The sequence below is a fragment of the Mycobacterium sp. ZZG genome (genome assembly GCF_054786995.1).
Map to the genome: position 1 here is coordinate 1 of NZ_JBTBFV010000006.1, position 21,177 is coordinate 21,177.

General features: G+C 68.6%; 17 protein-coding genes and 1 pseudogene. 7 read left to right on the forward strand and 11 right to left on the reverse strand.

Annotated features, from left to right (window positions below):
- The 6 genes and pseudogenes from ACXMYJ_RS05625 to rpmF form a co-directional block, all read right to left on the reverse strand.
- Positions 1 to 202, reverse strand: a pseudogene (locus ACXMYJ_RS05625) (MspA family porin); the annotation flags it as partial.
- A gap of 717 nt (positions 203 to 919) precedes the next feature.
- The gene (locus tag ACXMYJ_RS05630; RefSeq protein ID WP_260758266.1) at positions 920 to 1,465 is read right to left on the reverse strand and encodes a MogA/MoaB family molybdenum cofactor biosynthesis protein; all 546 of its coding nucleotides are present in this window, start codon (positions 1,463 to 1,465) and stop codon (positions 920 to 922) included.
- A 29-nt stretch (positions 1,466 to 1,494) separates the two neighbouring features.
- Positions 1,495 to 2,856 (reverse strand): S1C family serine protease, encoded by a 1,362-nt coding sequence (locus ACXMYJ_RS05635; RefSeq protein WP_460354566.1) that lies wholly within the window; start codon positions 2,854 to 2,856, stop codon positions 1,495 to 1,497.
- Between the two features lie 190 nt (positions 2,857 to 3,046).
- A complete protein-coding gene (locus ACXMYJ_RS05640) occupies positions 3,047 to 4,489 on the reverse strand; it encodes a sensor histidine kinase (protein WP_260755130.1) in 1,443 nt (480 codons plus the stop codon).
- Positions 4,489 to 5,178, reverse strand: a complete 690-nt coding sequence (locus ACXMYJ_RS05645; protein ID WP_260755131.1) for a response regulator transcription factor — start codon at positions 5,176 to 5,178, stop codon at positions 4,489 to 4,491. The genes ACXMYJ_RS05640 and ACXMYJ_RS05645 overlap by 1 nt, the downstream gene beginning before the upstream one ends.
- 72 nt (positions 5,179 to 5,250) lie before the next feature.
- Positions 5,251 to 5,424: a 50S ribosomal protein L32 gene (gene rpmF, locus ACXMYJ_RS05650; protein ID WP_003930126.1), complete on the reverse strand. Its 174-nt coding sequence runs from the start codon at positions 5,422 to 5,424 to the stop codon at positions 5,251 to 5,253.
- Between the two features lie 337 nt (positions 5,425 to 5,761).
- Here rpmF and ACXMYJ_RS05655 point away from each other — a divergent pair, with 337 nt between their 5' ends.
- From ACXMYJ_RS05655 to ACXMYJ_RS05685, 7 genes are all read left to right on the forward strand, one after another.
- Positions 5,762 to 7,555 (forward strand): acyclic terpene utilization AtuA family protein, encoded by a 1,794-nt coding sequence (locus ACXMYJ_RS05655; protein ID WP_460354789.1) that lies wholly within the window; start codon positions 5,762 to 5,764, stop codon positions 7,553 to 7,555.
- A complete protein-coding gene (locus tag ACXMYJ_RS05660) occupies positions 7,552 to 8,712 on the forward strand; it encodes an acyl-CoA dehydrogenase family protein (protein ID WP_460354570.1) in 1,161 nt (386 codons plus the stop codon). Before ACXMYJ_RS05655 ends, ACXMYJ_RS05660 begins: the two co-directional genes overlap by 4 nt.
- Positions 8,709 to 10,301, forward strand: coding sequence for an acyl-CoA carboxylase subunit beta (locus ACXMYJ_RS05665; RefSeq protein ID WP_460354573.1), 1,593 nt, complete (start codon positions 8,709 to 8,711; stop codon positions 10,299 to 10,301). The genes ACXMYJ_RS05660 and ACXMYJ_RS05665 overlap by 4 nt, the downstream gene beginning before the upstream one ends.
- Before the next feature lie 28 nt (positions 10,302 to 10,329).
- The gene (locus ACXMYJ_RS05670; protein ID WP_460354576.1) at positions 10,330 to 12,300 is read left to right on the forward strand and encodes an acetyl/propionyl/methylcrotonyl-CoA carboxylase subunit alpha; all 1,971 of its coding nucleotides are present in this window, start codon (positions 10,330 to 10,332) and stop codon (positions 12,298 to 12,300) included.
- Entirely contained in the window at positions 12,297 to 13,454 is a 1,158-nt protein-coding gene (locus tag ACXMYJ_RS05675; protein WP_460354579.1) for an acyl-CoA dehydrogenase family protein, read from the forward strand. Before ACXMYJ_RS05670 ends, ACXMYJ_RS05675 begins: the two co-directional genes overlap by 4 nt.
- Positions 13,454 to 14,224, forward strand: coding sequence for an enoyl-CoA hydratase family protein (locus ACXMYJ_RS05680; RefSeq protein WP_460354581.1), 771 nt, complete (start codon positions 13,454 to 13,456; stop codon positions 14,222 to 14,224). Before ACXMYJ_RS05675 ends, ACXMYJ_RS05680 begins: the two co-directional genes overlap by 1 nt.
- A 109-nt stretch (positions 14,225 to 14,333) precedes the next feature.
- The gene (locus tag ACXMYJ_RS05685; RefSeq protein WP_260755137.1) at positions 14,334 to 14,921 is read left to right on the forward strand and encodes a DUF1707 SHOCT-like domain-containing protein; all 588 of its coding nucleotides are present in this window, start codon (positions 14,334 to 14,336) and stop codon (positions 14,919 to 14,921) included.
- A gap of 33 nt (positions 14,922 to 14,954) precedes the next feature.
- On the opposite strand, the gene ACXMYJ_RS05690 is transcribed toward ACXMYJ_RS05685, so the two are convergent.
- From ACXMYJ_RS05690 to ACXMYJ_RS05710, 5 genes are all read right to left on the reverse strand, one after another.
- On the reverse strand, positions 14,955 to 16,958 hold the full coding sequence (locus ACXMYJ_RS05690; RefSeq protein WP_260755138.1) for a VWA domain-containing protein: 2,004 nt from the start codon (positions 16,956 to 16,958) through the stop codon (positions 14,955 to 14,957).
- A complete protein-coding gene (locus ACXMYJ_RS05695) occupies positions 16,958 to 18,340 on the reverse strand; it encodes a sigma 54-interacting transcriptional regulator (protein ID WP_443186901.1) in 1,383 nt (460 codons plus the stop codon). Before ACXMYJ_RS05695 ends, ACXMYJ_RS05690 begins: the two co-directional genes overlap by 1 nt.
- 68 nt (positions 18,341 to 18,408) lie before the next feature.
- On the reverse strand, positions 18,409 to 19,839 hold the full coding sequence (locus tag ACXMYJ_RS05700; protein WP_460354585.1) for an amidohydrolase family protein: 1,431 nt from the start codon (positions 19,837 to 19,839) through the stop codon (positions 18,409 to 18,411).
- Between the two features lie 18 nt (positions 19,840 to 19,857).
- Positions 19,858 to 20,739, reverse strand: coding sequence for an alpha/beta fold hydrolase (locus ACXMYJ_RS05705; RefSeq protein ID WP_260755141.1), 882 nt, complete (start codon positions 20,737 to 20,739; stop codon positions 19,858 to 19,860).
- Between the two features lie 2 nt (positions 20,740 to 20,741).
- Positions 20,742 to 21,149 carry a RidA family protein gene (locus ACXMYJ_RS05710; protein ID WP_260755142.1) on the reverse strand — a complete coding sequence of 136 codons (408 nt, stop codon included), beginning with the start codon at positions 21,147 to 21,149 and terminating at the stop codon, positions 20,742 to 20,744.
- Positions 21,150 to 21,177: the final 28 nt, after the last annotated feature.

Below are 21,177 nucleotides of genomic sequence, written 5' to 3' on the forward strand. Positions count from 1 at the left end.
ACCACTCACGGGTCAGGCGGTTGCGGTCCAACGGAAACACGCCGTTGAGGAACGTGTCCCACTGCTGGATCGTCAACGTCCGGCCCTGGCCGTCGACCAGGCTCAGCTCGTTGTCCAGCCCTGCGTGAGAGGTGCCAGTGCTCACGAACAACGCCGCGATGGACGCGACCATCGCGATTAGCACCCGACTGATTGCCTTCATCTTCTCCCTGCTCTGTCGCACAAAGCCCCGGCGGGGCTTCGCTCTGTCCGTGCCTGGCTACCGCTTACACCACACACCTCGCAAGACTTTCATGTGAGGAGAATTAAAAACCTCACATGTCGTTCTTACGATTCACTAATCGTTGACATGAGGAACATAACGGGGAGGCATCGGACCGGCAACGCGGAGCTCCGGGTGGTGTGGACCGGAACCGCTCGCTGCCCGTCGTTTGCTGGATAACCCCCGCCGACCCCCGGCCCCATCCGTGCGACCACGGAGTAAGGCTAGGGAAACCGTCGCGGATTGTGACCCCGCACTCAGCTATTCGCCGGCGAGTCCAGGTCCGTTACGCAAGTCACCTGCTGGTGCTATTGCGAAAACACAGGTCAGTCGTGGTGGGGCGGGACGTTGTCGCGCAGCCAGCGATCATGGTCTGCGTCATCCTCTGGCGAAACCGGTTCGCGCTCCTCAGGTGATACCTCGGGGAACGCCTCGCCGAAGACGCTGTTAACTAGGTCTTGCGGCCTCTTCCGATCTTGCATCACATACCGATCTTGAAGTGATGAAGATCACAGTTTGCTTGCGTCGCCTGTTCACCTGCTCGTAATACCGCAGGTAGGGCGCGGTTACGACAGTGAGGCGCGACGCGGGCCGGCAAGGGCTCGCGTCGCGCCGTCGCATCGCCGTTGTGAACAAACGAGAGCGCAGGCAACCCGCTTAGATCTCCAAACTGGATAGCTGAGCGATGATCTGCCCGGCCAGCGGCCCGAGGGTCGCCATGCCGTCGCGGACGGCCGCGCGGGACCCGGCCAGGTTGACCACCAGGGTGCTGCCGGAGATCCCGGCGAGCCCACGGGAGACTCCCGCGTCGATGATTCCCGCCGCCAGGCCGGAGGCACGGAGAGCCTCGGAAATACCCAACAGTTCCCGGTCGAGGAGCTCACGGGTCGACTCGGGGGTGACGTCGCGCGGCGTCACGCCGGTGCCGCCGACGGAGACGACGAGGTCCACGCCGCCGATGACGGCGGTGTTCAGGGCGTTGCGGATCTCCACCTCATCGGAGGACACCACGACGACACCGTCGACGACGAATCCCGCCTCCCCGAGCAGTTCGGTGACCAGCGGACCGCTGTGGTCCTCTTCGTCACCGTGGGCGGTGCGGTCATCGACGACGACGACCAGGGCCCGTCCGACCAACGCATGAGGCTGTTCCATGAGCTCAACCGTATATCTCGGTCCGGACACCGGCGCAGCCACTCGCAGGTCGGGGCGACCCTGCCCCGCTGACGGTCTCACTGGCTGGCCTTGCCGAGCGTCACGTCCACAGATTGAGTCCGGCCCGACGGGTCGATGAAGGTCAGGGTGACCTTGTCGCCGGGGGCTTTCGACCGCACCGCGGCGACCAGCGCGTCGGCGCTGCTGATCACCCGGTCGTCGAGCTTGGTGACGATCACTCCGCCGGGCAGCCCGGCAGCCGATGCCGCCCCGCCCGCGGTGACCTCGACGATCTTCGCGCCGTCCACCCCGGCCTCGTTGCCGACCTGCACGCCCAGCGAGGCGCGGGTTGCCGATCCGGTCTTGATGATCTCGTCGGCGATCCGCTTGGCCTGGTCGACCGGGATCGCGAAACCGAGCCCGATCGAACCGCCCTGCGGTCCGCCGGCGTCGGCGCCCAGCGTGGCGATCGCAGAGTTGATGCCGACGAGCTCACCGTTCATGTTGACCAGGGCCCCGCCGGAGTTACCCGGGTTGATCGCCGCGTCGGTCTGGATCGCGTCGAGCACGGTGTTCTGGTTGCGTGCGTCGCCGCCGGCCGCGACCGGGCGGTTCAGCGCGCTGATGATCCCTGTGGTGACCGTGCCCTCCAGCCCGAGCGGGGAGCCGATGGCCACCACGTCCTGCCCCACGCGCAGATCGGCCGATGAGCCGACCGTGATCGACGTCAGATCGGACACGTTCCTGGCGCGCACGACCGCGATGTCGCTGCTGGGATCGGTGCCGATGACCGTGAACTCCGCGGTCTTGCCGTCGAAGAAGGTCACCTTGGTCTGTGCGGGACCGCCGGGACCGCCGGCGTTGCCCTGGGCGCTGGCCACCACGTGGTTGTTGGTCAGGATCAGCCCGTCCGAGGACAGGATCACCCCCGACCCTTCCTCTGAGGCTCTGCCCTGGTTGACCTCGAGCTTGACCACGCTGGGCACGACCTTGGCGGCGACCGCCTCCACCGATCCGGCCGGGGCGCTCGCGGCGGGCACGCTCGGCGCCGCCCCCGACGCGCTGATCCCGGTGAGATTGTGGTCGGGGTGCACCAGCATCGCGACGCCTCCGCCGATACCGCCCGAGACCATCGCCAGGGCCACTGCCCCCGCGGCGAGCGCCGCGGTACGGGACCGCTTCTTCTGTCCTCGCGCCGCCGGCGCGGGCATCCCGGGCCGCGGGTACTGGCCGGTGACGGGCGCACCCGCATACGGGTCATAGGGCGAACGGAACGCTTGGCGCTGGTGCTCGGTGGCGTACCGCCAGTCCCAACCACCATTGCCCTGTTGCTCGTAGGCACCCGTCGGCGGGCCGTGATGGCCGGGGGCCGCCTGCCCGGGATAACCGGACTGGTGCCCCTGTTGCTGAGTGGGCGAATACCTCGGGTGGTTGGTCATGTCGCTGCAGTGCTCTTCCTGGAGTCGGTGTCGTCACTAGGAACAATGAAGGTTGCTAGCTCAGCCTGCCGAAACGTGCTGAGAATCGGCTTAGAGAAGGATTGCCGTTCCGAAAACTTTCGGCTCAATCATCGTCAACGACCGATCGCGTTCACGTCGGGTGTACCCCGCGTGTCGCGTTCTATGACCGCTACTCCTCGGCCGGATCGGCGCCGGCGGGCGACGGCCGGCCCGGGAGCACCACATGCATGGAGGTGCCCGGCGGCTGGCCGCCCGGGACCGTCTCGCCGACGTTCACCGAGCCGCCGTGTTTGAGCACCACCTGTTTGACGATCGCGAGGCCGAGACCCGAGCCGGGCATCGCGCGCGCCGAGGTCGACCGGAAGAAGCGCTCGAACACCAGCGCGCGTTCCTGCGGCGCGATGCCGGGCCCGTGGTCGGACACCACCAATTCGGCGTGCGTGGAGTCGATCTGGACCAGGCGAACGCCGACATGCGCTCCCGGCGGACTCCACTTGGCCGCGTTGTCGAGCAGGTTCAGCACCGCCCGGCCCAGTCCGGCCGCGTCGCCGAAGACCTGCCACGGCATTACCGACAGGTCGAACTCGATGTCGTTGCGGCGCCGGCGCACCCGCTCCAGCGAACGGTCGATCACGTCGGTGAGCTCGACCGTCTCGTGGACCGTGAATCCGGCGTCGCCGCGGGTCAGGTCCACCAGGTCACCCACCAGGGTAGACATCTCCTCGATCTGGGCGATGACGTCGGCGCGCAGCTCGGCCATGTCCTCGTCCGGTATCCGCGGCGCTCCCGGCTTCATCGACTCCATCAACAGCTCGACATTGGTGCGCATCGAGGTCAGCGGCGTCCGCAACTCGTGGCCGGCGTCGGCGACCAGGCGCGCCTGGCGTTCCCGGGACTCGGCCAGGGCCCGCAGCATCATGTTGAACGTCTCGGTGAGGCGGGCGAGTTCGTCGTTGCCGACCACCGGTATCGGGCGCAGGTCGTCGGTGCGCGCGACACGCTCGGCAGCCTGCGTCAGCCGGGCCACCGGACGCAGCCCCGCACTGGCGACCATGCCGCCGGCGATCGCCGCCACCGCGACGCCGAGCCCGCCGACGATCAGCAGCACCGTGCCGAGCCGCTTGAGCACCTGTCCCGTCGGGGCGAGGCTCTTGGACAGCAGCAGCGAGTTGCCGCTGTCGAGGCGCAGCGCCAGCACCCGTTGATGCTCGACGGTGCGCAACGACATCCACAGCTTGCCGTCCATCACGTCCTGCTCGGGTGGACCGATGGGCAGCGTCTGCCCTTGCTGGTTGGCGGTGTATTTGCCGCGGCCGGGGATGTAGAACATCGCGTTCGTGTCGGAGTAGGCCGTACCCTCGATCGCCTTGCCGGGGTCGGCATCCAGCGAACCGCTCTCCACCAGCATCTGCGCCCGGCTCTGCAGCTGATCGTCGATGTCTTCGTAGAGCGCGCGGGAGACCACCGCGTACACCGCCACGGCCAGCAGGACGACCGAGATGACCACCATCGACATCGCCAGCAGCATCACCCGCCATCGCAGGGACACCGAGCTGGCCGGATGGGGCGGGGCCGGCGGTAGTCCGGGCCACGGCCTGCCGTCGGCCGCCATCAGGGCGGGGTCTCGCGCAGTACGTATCCCACGCCGCGCACGGTGTGGATCAACCGCGGTTCGCCCTCTGCCTCGGTCTTGCGGCGCAGGTAGCCGACGTAGACTTCGAGGGCGTTCCCCGAGGTCGGGAAGTCGAAGCCCCAGACCTCTTCGAGGATCCGGCTGCGCGTCAGGACGCGGCGCGGGTTGGCGATCAGCATTTCCAGCAGCGCGAACTCGGTCCGCGTGAGGCTGATCTGCCGGTCCCCCCGGGTCACCTCGCGGGTGACCGGGTCCAGTGACAGGTCCGAGAACGTCATCGCCGCGGACTCGGCGGTGCCGTCGTCGGGGCTGGTGCGGCGCAGCAGCGCACGCATGCGGGCCAGCAGCTCTTCCAGCGCGAACGGCTTCGGCAGGTAATCGTCGGCGCCGGCGTCCAGGCCAGCGACCCGCTCGGACACGGAGTCCCGGGCGGTGAGTACCAGGATCGGCAGGTCGTCGCCGGTGCTGCGAAGCTGACGGCACACTTCGAGGCCGTCGAGCCTCGGCATCATCACATCGAGCACCACCGCGTCGGGCCGATCGCTGGCGATCAGGTCGAGCGCTTCGCGGCCGTCTTGGGCCAGCTCTACCGAATATCCATTGAACGACAGCGAGCGGCGCAGGGATTCGCGCACCGCGCGATCGTCATCAACGACAAGAATGCGCACCGGCACAGTCTCAACCCCTCGTCTGAGAGTGAGCTGAGAGGCAAGCCGCCAATTCGGCGCCGCCCCGCAGAGTTAGCGGCGGTCGAGGTCGATCAGGCCCAGACGGGCGGCTTTGAGCAGGCGGCGGGGCACCTTGCGCTGCTGACCCGCCACGGTGACGCCGACCAGATTGGTTGCGGTGGCCTTCCACTGCGCGCGCCGGCTACGGGTGTTCGCGCGCGACATCCTGCGCTTCGGCACAGCCATGATCGAGCTCTCCATCTATCGGGGGTGATACCAGTTCACACTGCCTGCGGGCCTGGATGCGGCCGCGCACCGGCAATTGCGGTTCAGGATAGCCGGTGAGCAGGATCGGCTCCAAACTCGGCGGCTTGCCCGCAGGCGCCGGACGGCGCGGCGCCGGCGTCGGCGGAACCCCCCAACCCGGCGGAGCAGCGTCGCAGACTGGGGAACGAAAACCCGCCCAAAGCCTTGACGCGATACCGCCGGTACCCCGTAACCTACCGGTTGGTTGGTCGCTGGCCCGACGACAGTCAGGAGTGTGTGCGTGACGAATGCGCCGCCCGCAGAGATGCGGATGCCCGTGCGTATCGGCAATTGTTCGGGATTCTACGGCGACCGCATGTCGGCCATGCGCGAGATGCTCACCGGCGGTGAGCTGGACTTTCTGACCGGCGATTACCTCGCCGAACTGACGATGCTGATCCTGGGCCGCGACCGGATGAAGAACCCGGACCGCGGCTACGCGAAGACCTTCCTGCGCCAGCTCGAGGATTGCCTGGGGCTCGCGAAGGACGCTGGGGTCCGCATCGTGGCGAATGCGGGCGGCCTCAATCCCGCGGGGCTGGCCGACGCGGTGCGTGAGCTCGCCGCCAGGCTCGGCGCCGACGTCACGGTGGCGCACGTCGAAGGCGACGATCTGCTGGCCCGCGCGGCCGAGCTCGGACTGGGGAAGCCGCTGACCGCAAACGCGTATCTCGGGGCGTGGGGCATCGTCGAGTGCCTGAACGCCGGCGCGGACGTCGTGGTCACCGGCCGGGTGACCGACGCCTCGGTGATCGTCGGCCCGGCCGCCGCGCACTTCGGTTGGGCGCCCACCGACCACGACCGCATCGCCGGCGCGGTCGCGGCTGGGCACGTGATCGAGTGCGGCGCGCAGGCCACCGGCGGCAACTATGCGTTCTTCGCGCGGGATTTTCCCGACCTGACCGCGTTGACCCATCCCGGGTTCCCGATCGCCGAGATTCACCACGATGGCTCGTCGGTGATCACCAAGCACCCCGGCACCGGTGGCGCGGTCACGGTGGACACCGTCACCGCCCAGCTGCTCTACGAGATCGGCGGCGCCCGCTACGCCAACCCCGACGCCACCCTTCGCATCGATTCCCTCCGGCTGAGCGATGACGGCGCCGACCGGGTCCGGATCGGCGACGTCCGGGGCGAGCCCCCACCGCCGACCGTGAAGGTCTCCCTGAACAGTCTGGGTGGATTCCGCAACGAGGTCACCTTCATCCTCACCGGCCTGGACATCGAGGCCAAGGCCGCGCTGGTGCGTCACCAGCTCGAGACGAGCCTGACCGTCAAACCCGCCGAGCTGGAATGGACGCTGGCACGCACCGATCATGTCGACGCCGACACCGAACAGACTGCCAGCGCGCTGCTGCGCTGTGTCGTGCGTGACCCCGATCCCGACCTGGTCGGTCGCCGGTTCTCCTCTGCGGCAGTCGAACTCGCGTTGGCCAGCTATCCCGGCTTCACCAGCACCGCGCCTCCCGGGGACGGGCAGGTGTACGGCGTGTTCACCGCTGCCCATGTCGCCGCCGGCGAGGTTTCCCACGTCGCCGTGCACGCCGACGGCACACGGGTCGACATCCCGGCGCCGACGGTGACGCGGGAACTCACCGACGTCCCCGAGCCCGGACTTCCCGCGCCTGGTGAATTCGGGGTGACGCACCGGATTCCCCTAGGTTCGGTCGCCGGCGCCCGCAGCGGGGACAAGGGTGGCAGCGCGAATGTCGGTGTCTGGGTTCGCACCGAGGAGCAATGGGTGTGGCTGGCCCACACGCTGACCGTGGACAAGCTGCGCGAGCTGCTCCCCGAGGCGGCGGGCCTCCCGATCACCCGCCATCTGCTGCCCAATCTGCGCGCCGTCAACTTCGTCATCGACGGCATCCTCGGCAAGGGCGTGGCCTACCAGGCCCGCTTCGATCCGCAGGCCAAAGGGCTCGGCGAATGGCTGCGCAGCCGGTCCGTCGACATACCTGTCGAGTTGCGCCGGGACATACCTGTCGAGTTGTGCCGGGACATACCTGTCGAGTTGTGCCGGGACATACCTGTCGAGTTGTGCCGAGCCAGTGCGGAGGAGCCGCTTCGATGAGTATCTGGACCACCCCGGAGCGAGACGAACTGCGAAAGACTGTGCGGGCGTTCGCCGAACGCGAGATCCTGCCGCACGCCGACGAGTGGGAGCGGTGCGGTGAGCTGCCCCGCGACCTGCATCGCGCAGCCGGTCAGGCGGGGCTGCTCGGCGCCGGTTTCCCCGAGGCCGTCGGCGGAGAGGGCGGCGACGGCGCCGACGCGGTGGTCATCTGCGAGGAGATGCACCACGCCGGCGCACCCGGCGGGGTGTTCGCGTCGTTGTTCACCTCCGGGATCGCGGTACCGCACATGGTCGCCTCCGCTGACGGACACCTGATCGACACCTACGTGCGGCCCACCCTGCGCGGCGAGAAGATCGGGTCGCTGGCGATCACCGAACCCGGCGGCGGATCCGACGTCGGGCATCTGACCACCCGCGCCGAACTCGATCTGGCGAGCGACGGGCCGCACTACATCCTCAACGGCGCCAAGACCTACATCACCTCCGGGGTGCGCGCCGACTATGTCGTCACCGCCGTGCGCACCGGCGGGCGCGGCGCGGCGGGGGTGTCGCTGATCGTCGTCGACAAGGGCACCCCCGGTTTCGAGGTGAGCCGCAAGCTGGACAAGATGGGCTGGCGCTCCTCGGACACCGCCGAACTGTCCTACACCGACGTGCGGGTGCCGGCGGCCAACCTCGTCGGCGCGGAGAACACCGGCTTCCTGCAGATCGCGGCCGCGTTCGTGTCCGAACGGGTCGGCCTTGCCGCGCAGGCGTATTCGAGTGCGCAGCGTTGCCTGGACCTGACCGTCGAGTGGTGCCGCAACCGGGAGACATTCGGCAAACCGCTGATCACCCGGCAGTCGGTGCAGAACACCCTGGCCGAGATGGCCCGCCGCATAGACGTCGCCCGCGTTTACACCCGTCACGTCGTGGAACGTCAACTCGCCGGAGAGGACAACTTGATCACCGAGGTCTGCTTCGCCAAGAACACCGCCGTCGAGGCCGGCGAGTGGGTGGCCAATCAGGCGGTCCAACTCTTCGGCGGCATGGGTTACATGGCCGAATCGGAGATCGAACGCCAATACCGCGACATGCGGATTTTGGGGATCGGTGGCGGCACCACCGAGATTCTCACCGCGCTGGCCGCCAAGACACTGGGATTTCAGTCATGAGTTTGACCTCAGCGCTCGACGTCCGCTCGACCGCCTACCGGGAGGCGGCCGAGGCGATGACCGCCAAGCTCGCCGAACTGGAGACCGAACACGCCAAAGCGCTGGCCGGCGGTGGCGAGAAATACGTCTCGCGTCACCACGCCCGCGGCAAGATGACCGCCCGCGAACGTATCGAAGCGCTCCTGGACGCGGATTCACCGTTCCTGGAACTGAGCCCGCTGGCGGCCTGGGGCACCGACTTCGCCGTCGGTGCCAGCGTGGTGATCGGCATCGGCGCGGTCAGCGGCGTCGAATGCCTGCTGGTGGCCAACGACCCGACCGTCAGGGGCGGCACCAGCAACCCGTGGACGCTGCGGAAGATCCTGCGCGCCAATCAGATCGCGCTCCAGAACCGGCTTCCGGTGATTTCCCTGGTGGAATCGGGCGGCGCGGACCTGCCGACGCAGAAGGAGATCTTCATCCCGGGCGGGCAGATGTTCCGGGATCTGACCCGACTCTCGGCAGCGGGCATCCCCACCATCTCGCTGGTCTTCGGCAACTCCACCGCCGGCGGCGCTTACATCCCCGGCATGTCCGACCACGTCGTGATGATCAAGGAACGTTCGAAGGTGTTCCTGGCCGGCCCGCCGCTGGTGAAGATGGCCACCGGCGAGGAGTCCGACGACGAATCCCTGGGCGGCGCCGAGATGCACGCGCGCACGTCGGGCCTGGCCGACTACTTCGCCGTCGACGAACTGGACGCGCTGCGGATCGGCCGGCGCATCGTCGCGCGGCTGAATTGGCGTAAGCAGGGCCCGGCGCCGCAGCCGTTCACCGCGCCGCGTTACGACGAGAACGAGTTGATCGGCGTGGTGCCACCGGATCTGCGCATCCCGTTCGATCCGCGCGAGGTGATCGCCCGCGTCGTCGACGGTTCGGAGTTCGACGAGTTCAAACCCCTCTACGGCGGTTCGCTGGTGACGGGGTGGGCCACCCTGCACGGTTATCCGATCGGCATCCTGGCCAACGCCCGCGGCGTGCTGTTCAGCGCCGAGTCGCAGAAGGCCACCCAGTTCATCCAGCTGGCCAACCGGTCGAACACCCCGCTTCTGTTCCTGCACAACACCACCGGCTACATGGTCGGCAAGGATTACGAGGAGGGCGGGATGATCAAGCACGGCGCGATGATGATCAACGCGGTCTCGAACTCCACCGTGCCGCACATCTCGTTACTCATCGGCGCCTCCTACGGCGCCGGGCATTACGGTATGTGCGGGCGAGCCTACGATCCCCGGTTCCTGTTCGCCTGGCCCAGCGCGAAATCCGCGGTGATGGGCGGCACGCAGCTGGCAGGGGTGCTCTCGATCGTCAACCGGGCCGCGTCCGAGGCACGCGGCCAGCAGGTCGACGAAGCCGCTGATGCTGCACTGCGCGCGGCGGTGGAGGCGCAGATCGAGGCGGAGTCGCTGCCGATGTTCCTGTCCGGCCGGCTCTACGACGACGGCGTGATCGACCCCCGCGACACCCGCACCGTGCTCGGAATGTGCTTGTCCGCCATCGCCGGTGGCCCGATCCAGGGGACGTCGAACTTCGGCGTCTTCCGGATGTGAGCGCCCGCATGTCTGCGAAGGGACATCGATGATCACTCGAGTTTTGGTTGCCAATCGCGGGGAGATCGCCCGTCGGGTGTTCGCGACCTGCCGCCGGCTGGGCATCGGCACGGTCGCGGTGTACACCGATCCCGATGCCGACGCACCGCATGTGACCGAGGCCGACGCCCGGGTGCGTCTGGACGGCACCCGCGGCTACCTCGACGCGAGCCAACTCATCGCGGCAGCGCACGCGGCGGGCGCCGATGCGATCCACCCCGGCTACGGCTTCCTTTCCGAAAACCCGGATTTCGCCGCTGCGGTGCAGGACGCGGGCCTGACGTGGATCGGTCCGCCGGTGGCCGCCGTCGCGGCGATGGGCTCGAAGATCGAAGCGAAGAAGATCATGGCCGCCGCGGGTGTCCCCGTGCTCGACGAGCTGGCGCCAGACGCCGTGACCACGCAGCAGCTGCCGGTGCTGATCAAGGCCTCTGCCGGGGGCGGGGGCCGCGGCATGCGCGTGGTGCGCGATCTGACCGATCTGCCCACCCAGGTGGAGGCCGCACGCCGTGAGGCGCAGTCGGCGTTCGGCGATCCGACGGTGTTCTGCGAGCGCTACCTCGACGCCGGCCATCACGTCGAGGTGCAGGTGATGGCTGACGCGTACGGCACCGTGTGGGCCGTCGGCGAACGCGAGTGCTCGATCCAGCGGCGGCACCAGAAGATCATCGAGGAAGCGCCGTCCCCGCTCGTCGAGCGCGTCGCGGGGATGCGCGACAAGCTGTTCGACGCCGCCCGGCTGGCCGCGACCGCGATCGGCTACACCGGCGCGGGCACCGTGGAGTTCATGGCCGACGATGACGGGTCCTTCTACTTCCTCGAGATGAACACCCGCCTGCAGGTCGAGCACCCGGTCACCGAGCTCACCGCCGGCGCGGACCTCGTCGAACTGCAGCTCGCCGTCGCCGACGGCACCCGGCTGGAGCCCACGCCGCCGATGTCGCGGGGCGCGTCGATCGAGGCGCGGCTCTACGCAGAAGATCCCGCCAAGGATTGGCAGCCGCAGCCCGGCACCGTGCACCACTTCGACGTTCCCACCGCCGGAATCGAATTCGGCCTGATCGACCGGGCCGGGGTGCGTCTGGACTCCGGCGTCGACGACGGTGCGGTGATCTCGGTGTTCTACGACCCGATGATCGCGAAGGTGATCTCATACGCCCCGACACGCGGGCAGGCCGCCGCGCTGCTGGCCGACGCGCTGACCCGGGCCCGTATCCACGGGGTGCGCACCAACCGGGACCTGCTCGTCAACGTGTTGCGCCATCCCGCGTTTCTCGACGGCGCCACCGACACCGGGTTCTTCGACACCCACGGGCTGACGGGACTGACCGCACCCGTGGCCGACGCCCGCACGGTCGCGTTGAGCGCCGTTGCCGCGGCCCTCGCCGACGCGGCCGCCAACCGCAGCGGTGCGGTTGCTTTCCCCGGGATCCCCAGTGGCTGGCGCAATGTGGCGTCGGGATTCCAGTGCAAGAGCTACCAGGGCGCCGACGGTTCGACACACGAGGTGCGGTACCGCTTCACCCGCGACGGGATCACGATCGCCGACCACGACGACGTGTCGTTGGCGTCGGCCGACGGGCGACGGGTGGTGCTGACGGTGTCGGGGGTGGATCGCCCCTTCGACGTCGCCCGCTACGGCGACACGGTGTGCGTCGACTCGCCCGGCGGATCGGCACACCTGCGGGCACTTCCCCGCTTTCCCGATCCGGCGGCAGCGCTGGCCCACGGTTCGCTGCTGGCCCCCATGCCGGGCACGGTGCTGCGGGTTGGCGCCGCCGCCGGTGACACCGTCACCGCGGGACAACCGCTGGTATGGCTGGAGGCCATGAAGATGGAACACACCATCACCGCCCCCGCCGACGGTGTCCTCGTCGAACTCATCGCCGAACCCGGCCGTCAGGTCGAGGTCGGCGCCGTACTCGCCCGCGTCGAAAGCCGAGAAGGAGATTCACGATGAGCTTCATTGAAACCGAGGAGCAGCAGGCACTGCGCAAAGCGGTGGCCGCGATGGCCGCCAACTACGGGCAGGACTACTACCTGGCGAAGGCCCGCGCCGGGCAGCACACCGACGAATTATGGGCCGAGGCGGGAAGACTCGGCTTCATCGGGGTGAACCTGCCCGAGGAGTACGGCGGCGGCGGTGCCGGCATGTACGAGTTGAGCCTGGTGATGGAGGAGATGGCGGCCGCGGGGTCGGCGCTGCTGATGATGGTCGTCTCCCCCGCCATCAACGGCACCATCATCTCCAGGTTCGGCACCGAGGAGCAGAAGAAACGCTGGATTCCCGGCATCGCCGACGGCACGCTGACGATGGCGTTCGCGATCACCGAACCCGACGCCGGCTCGAACTCCCACAAGATCACCACCACCGCACGGCGCGACGGCAGCGACTGGATCCTGTCCGGCCAGAAGGTGTACATCTCGGGCGTTGACCAGGCCCAAGCGGTGCTCGTCGTCGGCAGGACAGAAGACCACAAGACCGGCAACCTCAAGCCCGCGCTGTTCGTGGTGCCCACCGACACAACGGGTTTGACGTATACCAAGATCCCGATGGAAATTGTCAGCCCGGAGTTCCAGTTCCAGGTGTTCCTCGACGAGGTGCGGCTGCCCGCCGATGCGCTCGTCGGTTCCGAGGACGCCGCGATCGCCCAACTGTTCGCGGGACTGAACCCCGAACGCATCATGGGCGCGGCCAGCGCGGTCGGCATGGGCCGCTTCGCGATCAACAAGGCCGTCGATTACGTCAAGACCCGGCAGGTGTGGAAGACCCCGATCGGCGCCCATCAGGGCCTGTCACATCCCTTGGCGCAGAACCACATCGAGATCGAGCTGGCCAGGCTGATGATGCAGAAGGCCGCGACGCTGTACGACGCCGGAGACGACGCCGGCGCCGCTGAGGCCGCCAACATGGCCAAGTACGCGGCGGGCGAGGCGTCGGTTCGGGCCGTCGATCAGGCGGTGCAGTCACTCGGCGGGAACGGCCTGACCAAGGAGTACGGCATCGCCTCGGTGCTGACCGCGTCGCGGCTGGCGCGCATCGCCCCGGTCAGCCGGGAGATGATCCTCAACTTCGTCGCGCAGACCTCGCTCGGGCTGCCCCGGTCCTACTGATGACGAGCACCCTGGTCCGCTACGAGCGCGACGGCGCGGTCGCCCGGCTCACGCTGGACTCCCCGCACAACCGCAACGCACTGTCCTCGGCGCTGGTCGAGCAGTTGCACCACGGGCTGACCCGCGCCGCCGACGACCGCGCGGTGCGCGCGGTGGTCCTCGGGCACACCGGCAGGACGTTCTGCGCGGGCGCCGACCTCGGCGAGGCGGCCGGCCGTGACCCGTCCGAACTGGCCACCGCCCGCGCCCGGGAAATGACACGGCTGCTGCGCAGGATCCTCGAACTGCGCCTTCCCGTGATCGCCGCGATCGACGGGCATGTGCGTGCCGGCGGGCTGGGCCTGGTCGGCGCGTGCGATATCGCGGTGGCCGGCGCTGCGAGCACGTTCGCCCTGACCGAGGCCAGGATCGGTGTCGCGCCGTCGATCATCTCGCTGACGTTGCTGCCGAAGATGACGGCGCGGGCGGCGGGACGGTATTTCCTCACCGGGGAGAAGTTCGGCGCCGTCGACGCCGCCGAGATGGGGCTTGTCACGATAGCGACCCCCGACGTCGCGTCGACCGTCGCCGAATTCACGGCGGCGATCGCGCAGGGCTCCCCCCAGGGCCTGGCCGCTTCGAAAGCCCTGACGACTGCGGCGCTGATCGACGACTTCGAGCGGCGTGCAGAGAAATTGACGCATCAGTCGGCCGCGCTGTTCGTCTCGGAGGAGGCCCGCGAAGGCATGCTCGCGTTCCTGGAGAAGCGTCCACCGCGCTGGGCGCGCTGACACCTCACAGTTTGGTCAAGGCACTTGCGTGAATCGGCGTTCGTCGTAGGCTCGGGGGCGATGTACGCGTGTGCAGCGAGGAGCCGTCGATGAAGAGCAGCGGGTCGCGATGAGCACCCCCGCCTCGCGAAACGGATCCCTGCGCGCCGGGGACACCGACCGGATTCAGGTGGCGCAACTGCTGACCGACGCGGCCGCCTCCGGCACGCTCGGCCTCTCCGAATACGAGTCCCGTCTGAGCAAGGCGTACGCCGCTCAGACCCATGACGAACTGGACCGGCTGTCGGCGGACCTGCCGGGCGCGGTGACGCGGGGCCGCGGCGGGCCGTGCCGGCCGGCGCCGTCGACGATGCTGCTGGCCATCCTCACCGGTTTCGAACGTCGCGGCCGGTGGAACGTGCCGCGCCGGCTCACCACCTTCGCGCTGTGCGGCGGCGGGGTCATCGACCTGCGCTATGCCGATTTCACCTCACCGGAAGTCGAGATCCGCTGCCACTCGATCATGGGCGGTCAGACGATCCTGGTCCCGCCGGAGGTCAACGTCGACACCCGCGGCGTCGCGGTGATGGGCAGCTTCGATCACAGCGTCGACGGTGAAGGCTCTCCCGGCGCGCCGACCGTCCGCATCCGCGGTTTCGCGCTGTGGGGCAGCGTCGCCGTCAAACGCAAGCGGCGCAAGCCGGCAGCCGAGAACTAGCCCCCCGCCCAGAACCAGCCGCGCCCCTCAAGATCAACCGCGCCGCCGCCGGGTGCCCAGATAGTCGCCGACCACCGCGGCGCCCAGACCGTCGAGGTCGGGCACCACCACCCGGCCGCCCACCCGGCGGGCCACCTGATCGATGAACCGTGCCAGCCCCGGGTCGCTGCCGAGCCGGAAGATCGTCACCTGCGCGCCCAACCGGGCCACCTCGTCGAAACCGCGCACGGTGTGCGCGATGGTCCGGGGATGCGGAGGGTAATCGAAAAAGACAGCGGAACGTCCATCCCGGTCGAAGTCCTCCAGGTGCGCCGTCGGCTCGCCGTCGGTGACCACCAGCACCACCGGCTGCGCGTTCGGATGCCGGCGCAGGTGCCGCATCGCCAGCGCCAGCGCGTGGTGCAGGTTGGTGCCCTGCTCGTAGACGCCCTCCAGCCCGGTCAGCTCGGCGGCGGTCACCGTGCGGGCATACCGGCCGAATGCGACGATCTGCAGCGCATCCGACCTGAACCGGGTGCTCACCAGATGGTTGAGGGCCAGCGCGGTCTGCTTCATCGGCACCCACCGGTTCTCCATCACCATGGAGAATGACGTGTCGACCAGCAGCGCCACCGCGGCCTGGGTACGCATCTCGGTTTCGGAGACCTCGACGTCGTCGACGGTGATCCGGATCGGGGGCGCGGACGCGCCGGCACCGGCCTCGCGCCCAACGGCGTTGGTCGCCGCAGTGCGCAGCACTGCATTCGTTACCGTGCGGGTCACGTTCCACGGTTCGGTGTCGCCGAACTGCCACGGCCGGGTGGCGCCGGTCAACTCTCCCGCGGCACCGGCACGCCGGGTGTCGCGTTCGCCGTGCCGACCCGAGAGTTGTTGCGCCACATCCCGTAACGCCGCCTGACCGAGTTGTCGCATCGCCTTGGGCGAGAGCCGCCACTGCCCGTCGGAGCCGCGGTCCAGGAAGCCCTGGTTCATCAGCGCGCGCTCCAGCTCGGCCAGGGTGCGGGCGTTGACCGCGGCTTCGTCACCCAGTTGCCGCGCCAGCATGTCGAGGTCGACGTCGTCCATGGTGGCCCCGGAATAGCTCTGCGAGAGCTGCTCGGCGAGCTGCTCGAGCTCGGCGATGTCGGCCAGTGCCTGCGCTCCCTCGCCCATGCCCAGCGGGTCGTCACCGGAGAACCGCTCCGAACCCGACCAGTCCTCACCCGGCCTGGCCGCCTGCAGGTGGGCGTCGAGACGGTTCAGCGCGTTCATCAACGACGGCGACCCGAATGCCTGCTGCGCCAACGCATCCAGTTCGGCCCGCTGCTGCTCGGACAGGCTGTTGCGGAACCGCTGGGCGGCAGCAGCCCGTTTGGCCAGCGAGTCCAGCAGTTCGTCGATGTTCTGCGGATTCTCCGGGAAGAACTGGCCGTGCTTGGCCATGAAGTCGTCGAAATCCTGCTGCGAGTCCTGCCCCTTGGCGTGCTTGTCGAGCAGGTCGTTGAGGTCGTTGAGCATGTCGTTGACTTGCTGCCGATCCTCATCGGTGGCGTTCTCCAGCGCCTCCTTCATGCCCGCGAACCGCTGATCGAGCATCTCGCGGCCGAGGAGATCCTTGATCTGCTCGTACTTCTCGCGCGCTTCCGGCGATCGCCAGTCGTACTCGCCGAGTTCCTGCACGGCCTTGGCCGGCGACGGCGACAGCGAGTCGAGCTGCAGCTCCCCGAAGCGCGCGTCATCGTCGAGGGCGCGGGCCAGCTCCTTGCGCTCGGCGAGGACCGCCTCGTCGAGCAGCTTCTTGATGTCGGCCAGAGTTCCGTCGAGGTTGTTGCGTTGCAACAGTTCTCGTCGGCGGCGGTTGGCCTCGGCGGCGAGCTTGTCGGCACCGGGCATGTTGCGGGTGCCGCGGCGCAGCAGTTCGGACAGCGCGCGCCGCGGCGACGTGCCCTCCATCACGTCCTGACCGATGGCCTCCAGCGCCTCCCGCAGATCCACAGGCGGCGCCAACGGATCCGGGCCGCCGGTATATCGCGAGTACCGCGAGAGTTTTCTCGCCATCAGCCGTATACCGTTTCGCCCTCGTCGGACACCTTGTCGATGCGCTTGGCCAGATATAACGCCTCCAACGCCAACTCGATCGCGGCGGCGCGCTGCCCCTCCGACGTCGCGCCGAGACGCCGCTGGATCTCGGCCACCGCGGGCACCTCGGGAAGCGCGTCCAGCACCTGGCGGGCCGACACCCGTTCCCCGGTGGTGACGGGTGAGCCGTTCTCCACAGCGGTGACCATGGGTCCGACGTCGATGCCGCCGAGGAGACGCTGAGCGGTCTCGGCGGTCGCGCGCCGCAGCAGGTGCTCCAGCACCGCCTGCTCGCGTCCTTCCTCCCCCGACTCGAACTCCAGTTTGCCGCGCAGCACGTCGATCACCGTCTGCAGATCGACCACCCGCGCCACGGGCTCCTGCTCGCCGAGCAGCGCGGCGCGATGCCGCGCCGACGCGGCGACCGTCTCGGCGGCCGCGATCGCGAAGCGGGCCGACACACCCGAGCGCTGGTCGATCGAGCTGGACTCGCGCAGGCTGCGGGCGAAGCGGGCCAGGATCTGCAGCAGATACTCGGGCACCTCGGCCGCCAGGTGGGCCTCCTGGACGATGACGCCGACCTCGGCGTCGAGCTGGAGCGGATAGTGGGTGCGGATCTCCGCGCCGAACCGGTCCTTGAGCGGGGTGATGATGCGGCCGCGGTTGGTGTAGTCCTCCGGGTTGGCGCTGGCGACGACCAGCACGTCCAGCGGCAGCCGCAGCGTGTAGCCGCGGACCTGGATGTCGCGTTCCTCCATGACGTTGAGCATCGCGACCTGGATCCGCTCGGCAAGGTCGGGAAGCTCGTTGACGGCGACGATGCCGCGGTGGGCCCGCGGGATCAGGCCGTAGGCGATGGTCTCCGGGTCCCCGAGGCTGCGTCCCTCGGCGACCTTGATCGGATCGATGTCACCGACGAGGTCGGCCACGCTGGTGTCGGGGGTGGCCAGCTTCTCGGTGTAGCGCTCGCTGCGGTGCCGCCAGATCACCGGCAGGTCGTCGCCGGAGTCGGCCGCCCGCCGGATCGACTCCGGGGTGATCGGGCTATACGGGTGCTCGCCGAGCTCGGACCCGGCGATCACCGGCGTCCACTCGTCGAGCAGGCCGACCAGCGACCGCAGCAACCGGGTCTTTCCCTGCCCGCGCTCGCCGAGCAGCACGAAGTCGTGCCCGGCGATCAGCGCGCGTTCGACCTGCGGCAGCACCGTGTCCTCGAAGCCGAACAGGCCGGACCAGATGTCGTCGCCGGCGGCAAGGCGGGCCAACAGGTTCTCCCGCAGCTCAGCCTTGATGCTGCGCTCCTGATGGCCGGAGGCACGCAGCTCGCCGAGGGTGCGGGGCAGATCGTTAGGTGATGTCACGACCACCACGCTACGACTGTCCCCGACATCAGGCAGCCGCTCCCTGCTGAGAGCGAAAAAGGGCCGACCTATTCCGCGGCGGGCGCGGCGCCGATCTTCTCGTACTTGCGGACGTCGTTGACGACGTCCAGGCGCTGCTCGGAGGTCCAGTCGAGTTGGGTCTTGGGGGTCTCGGCGCCCTCGAACGCCCGCTCGTAGGACAGCAGGTCCCACCCGTACTCGTGGGGCAGGTAGTCGTTGCGGATGAACCGGGTCCGGATGTCCTCGGGGAACGTCTGGATCTCGCCGTTGAGGACGACGGTCTCGACCCTGCCGGGCTGGTACAGCACCCGGATGTCGGCCACCGGGTCGCCGTCGACGACGATGATGTCGGCCAGCTTGCCTTCGGCGAGCACGCCGAGGTCGTCGGGCAGGCCCATCGCGTTGGCGCCGTGCTTGGTGCCGGCCTGGATGGCCTCCAGTGAACTCATGCCGGTGTAGAGCATCAGCATCTCCAGCTCGCGGGCGTGCCACTGGCCGTACGGCACCAACGAGAAGCCGCTGTCGGTGCCCATCGCGAACTTCACCCCGGCCGCGTACGCGCGGTGCAGGCTGTCCATCGTCGCGTCGTTCATCCGTTTGGTGGCCTCGGAGATCGACGGACGCACCCGCAGCGTTTCGGCGAACTCCACGATGTGGTGCATCAGCAGCTGGGTGGGCGCCAGCGGGATCCGGCTCTTGGCCAGCTTCTCGATGGTGGCATCGGACATGTGGTTGCCGTGCATGATGTGGTCGAACCCGGCCTCCACCGCCGCATTCATCTCTCCGTCGCCGCGGGCGTGGATGGTGATCTGCATGCCGAGCTGATGGGCCAGGTCGGCGCACAGCTTCAGTTCGTCGTCGGTGAACGCCTGGTAGTCGCCGAACGGGCTGTCGGCGAGCTTGATCAGATCCACCCCCGCCTTCTTCTGACGGCGGATCTCGGCGATCATCTCGTCCGGGGTGTTGGTCAGCTTGCCGGTGCTGGACTCCGGGTTGCCGGTGGCGTCCGGGAACCAGTCCGTCAAACCGTTGCTCGTGGTCAGATACCGTCCCGCCGAGGTCATCCGGGGGCCGTGCACGATGCCGCGTTTGATCCCTTCCCGCAGCCCGACGCCGATGTAATACGAGCCACCCGGCTGCGAGATGCTGGTGACGCCGGCCGCCAGCACCTTCTCGATGTTCGCCGCGGCGATGAGCGTGCGCAGCTCCGGCGGCGTGTACATCGAGATCTCTTCCTCGGTGCGTGCCAGGCCGTAGGTCATATGGCAGTGGATGTCGATCAGCCCCGGCATCACGGTCTTGCCGCGGGCGTCGATCACCTCCAGCCGTGCACCCCGCGGGATGTCGGCCTCACGGTCCACCGAGCCGATCTTGACGATCCGCGCATTGCGCACCAGCACAGCGCAATTCGGTACCGGTGGGTTGGCGTCGCCGTCGACGACGGTGCCGTTCTCGATCAGTAGCCAGTTGTCGGCCACGGTGAGTCTCCTTGTCTTTCAGTCCAGTCCGACGCGGTGCCTGATCAGGATCTCGACGAAGGCGTCGGGATCTTCGAAGTACGGCGCGTGGCCGCAGCCGGGCATCAGCTCAAGAGGCGCTCCGGGCAGGTTCTTCTGGGCCTCCATGCCCATCGACGGCGGGGTCCACTTGTCGTCGGCGCCCCACACCAGCAGCACGGGCAGGCCGGGCAGCAGTGAGGCGAGCTCGGTGTCCACCCGGGCGTCGTTGCACTCGGTGTCCAGCCATTCGGAGACCTTCAGCAGGGCCGCCTTGGCACCGGTCGAGGAGTTGATCATCGACTCCTCCCGTACCCAGGCGTCGGTGACCATCTCCGGGTCCGACACCAGGAAGGTCAGCTTGCGGCGGACGCCGTCGACGCTGCCGTCGGAAAGCACCTCCGGCGGGGTGTGGAACTCCTGCGGGAAGTCGCCGACGCCGACCGCGCCGATCAGCACCAGGGCTTTCACCAGATCCGTGCGGTGCACGGCCAGGTGTGCGGCGACGTGACCGCCCAGCGAGGTGCCGACGACGGTGACCTTCGACAAGTCCAGCGAGTCGAGCACCCCGGCGATCACGTCAGCGAAACCTGCTGCGCTGTAATCGATGTCGTCCCGCTTCTCGGCGAACCCGTGGCCCGGGAAATCGATCGCCAGCACCCGGTAACCCGCCGCCACCAGGCCGGGCATCACCGGGACGAACCGGTCCGCCCGGGAGCCGGCGCCGTGCAGGCACACCAGGATGTTGTCGCCGGAACCGGATTCGACGACGCGCGTGGTGACGCCGGCCCCGGTGACCGGATAGGCGATCACGGTGTCCCGACCGTGGTGGAACGGGTAGCGCCGCGGCTGCACCGCGGCCTCGGGCGTCACCTCCTGCACCGTCACGACGCTGCCGCCGGACGCACCGCCAGTGCCTCGATCTCGACCCTGGCCGCCTCCTCCACCAGGCCACCGATGATCAGCAGGGTGTTCGGTGGGTACACGCCGGACGGGTAGATCTCGGCGAACTTCTCCTTACGCCCGGCCATGAACTCCGGGATCATCTCCCGGCCCACCACGTAGGTGCGGAACCCGATGACGTTGTCGAATCCGAGTCCCGCTGCGGCCAGCGCGACCCCGAGGTTGTCGTAGGTGGCCTTCACCTGCTCGGCGCCGTCGGAGGTGGGGAACTTACCGTCGGCGTTCGCGCCCATCTGCCCGGCCACCACCACGACCTCGCCCGGGTTACCGGAGGCAAGGGTGGAGTAGTCGCCGAACTTGGGCAGGGGCGCATCCTGGTAGGTGATCACGTGTCTTCCTTTTCCTCTTCGTGGTTTT

Bases quoted from the DNA above. Each gene is read 5' to 3' on its own strand.
- ACXMYJ_RS05690 (WP_260755138.1), bottom strand. From the start codon at position 16,958: ATGGCGAGAAAACTCTCGCGGTACTCGCGATATACCGGCGGCCCGGAT.
- ACXMYJ_RS05670 (WP_460354576.1), top strand. From the start codon at position 10,330: ATGATCACTCGAGTTTTGGTTGCCAATCGCGGGGAGATCGCCCGTCGG.
- ACXMYJ_RS05660 (WP_460354570.1), top strand. From the start codon at position 7,552: ATGAGTATCTGGACCACCCCGGAGCGAGACGAACTGCGAAAGACTGTG.
- ACXMYJ_RS05635 (WP_460354566.1), bottom strand. From the start codon at position 2,856: ATGACCAACCACCCGAGGTATTCGCCCACTCAGCAACAGGGGCACCAG.
- rpmF (WP_003930126.1), bottom strand. From the start codon at position 5,424: ATGGCTGTGCCGAAGCGCAGGATGTCGCGCGCGAACACCCGTAGCCGG.
- ACXMYJ_RS05680 (WP_460354581.1), top strand. From the start codon at position 13,454: ATGACGAGCACCCTGGTCCGCTACGAGCGCGACGGCGCGGTCGCCCGG.
- ACXMYJ_RS05640 (WP_260755130.1), bottom strand. From the start codon at position 4,489: ATGGCGGCCGACGGCAGGCCGTGGCCCGGACTACCGCCGGCCCCGCCC.
- ACXMYJ_RS05685 (WP_260755137.1), top strand. From the start codon at position 14,334: ATGAGCACCCCCGCCTCGCGAAACGGATCCCTGCGCGCCGGGGACACC.
- ACXMYJ_RS05675 (WP_460354579.1), top strand. From the start codon at position 12,297: ATGAGCTTCATTGAAACCGAGGAGCAGCAGGCACTGCGCAAAGCGGTG.
- ACXMYJ_RS05665 (WP_460354573.1), top strand. From the start codon at position 8,709: ATGAGTTTGACCTCAGCGCTCGACGTCCGCTCGACCGCCTACCGGGAG.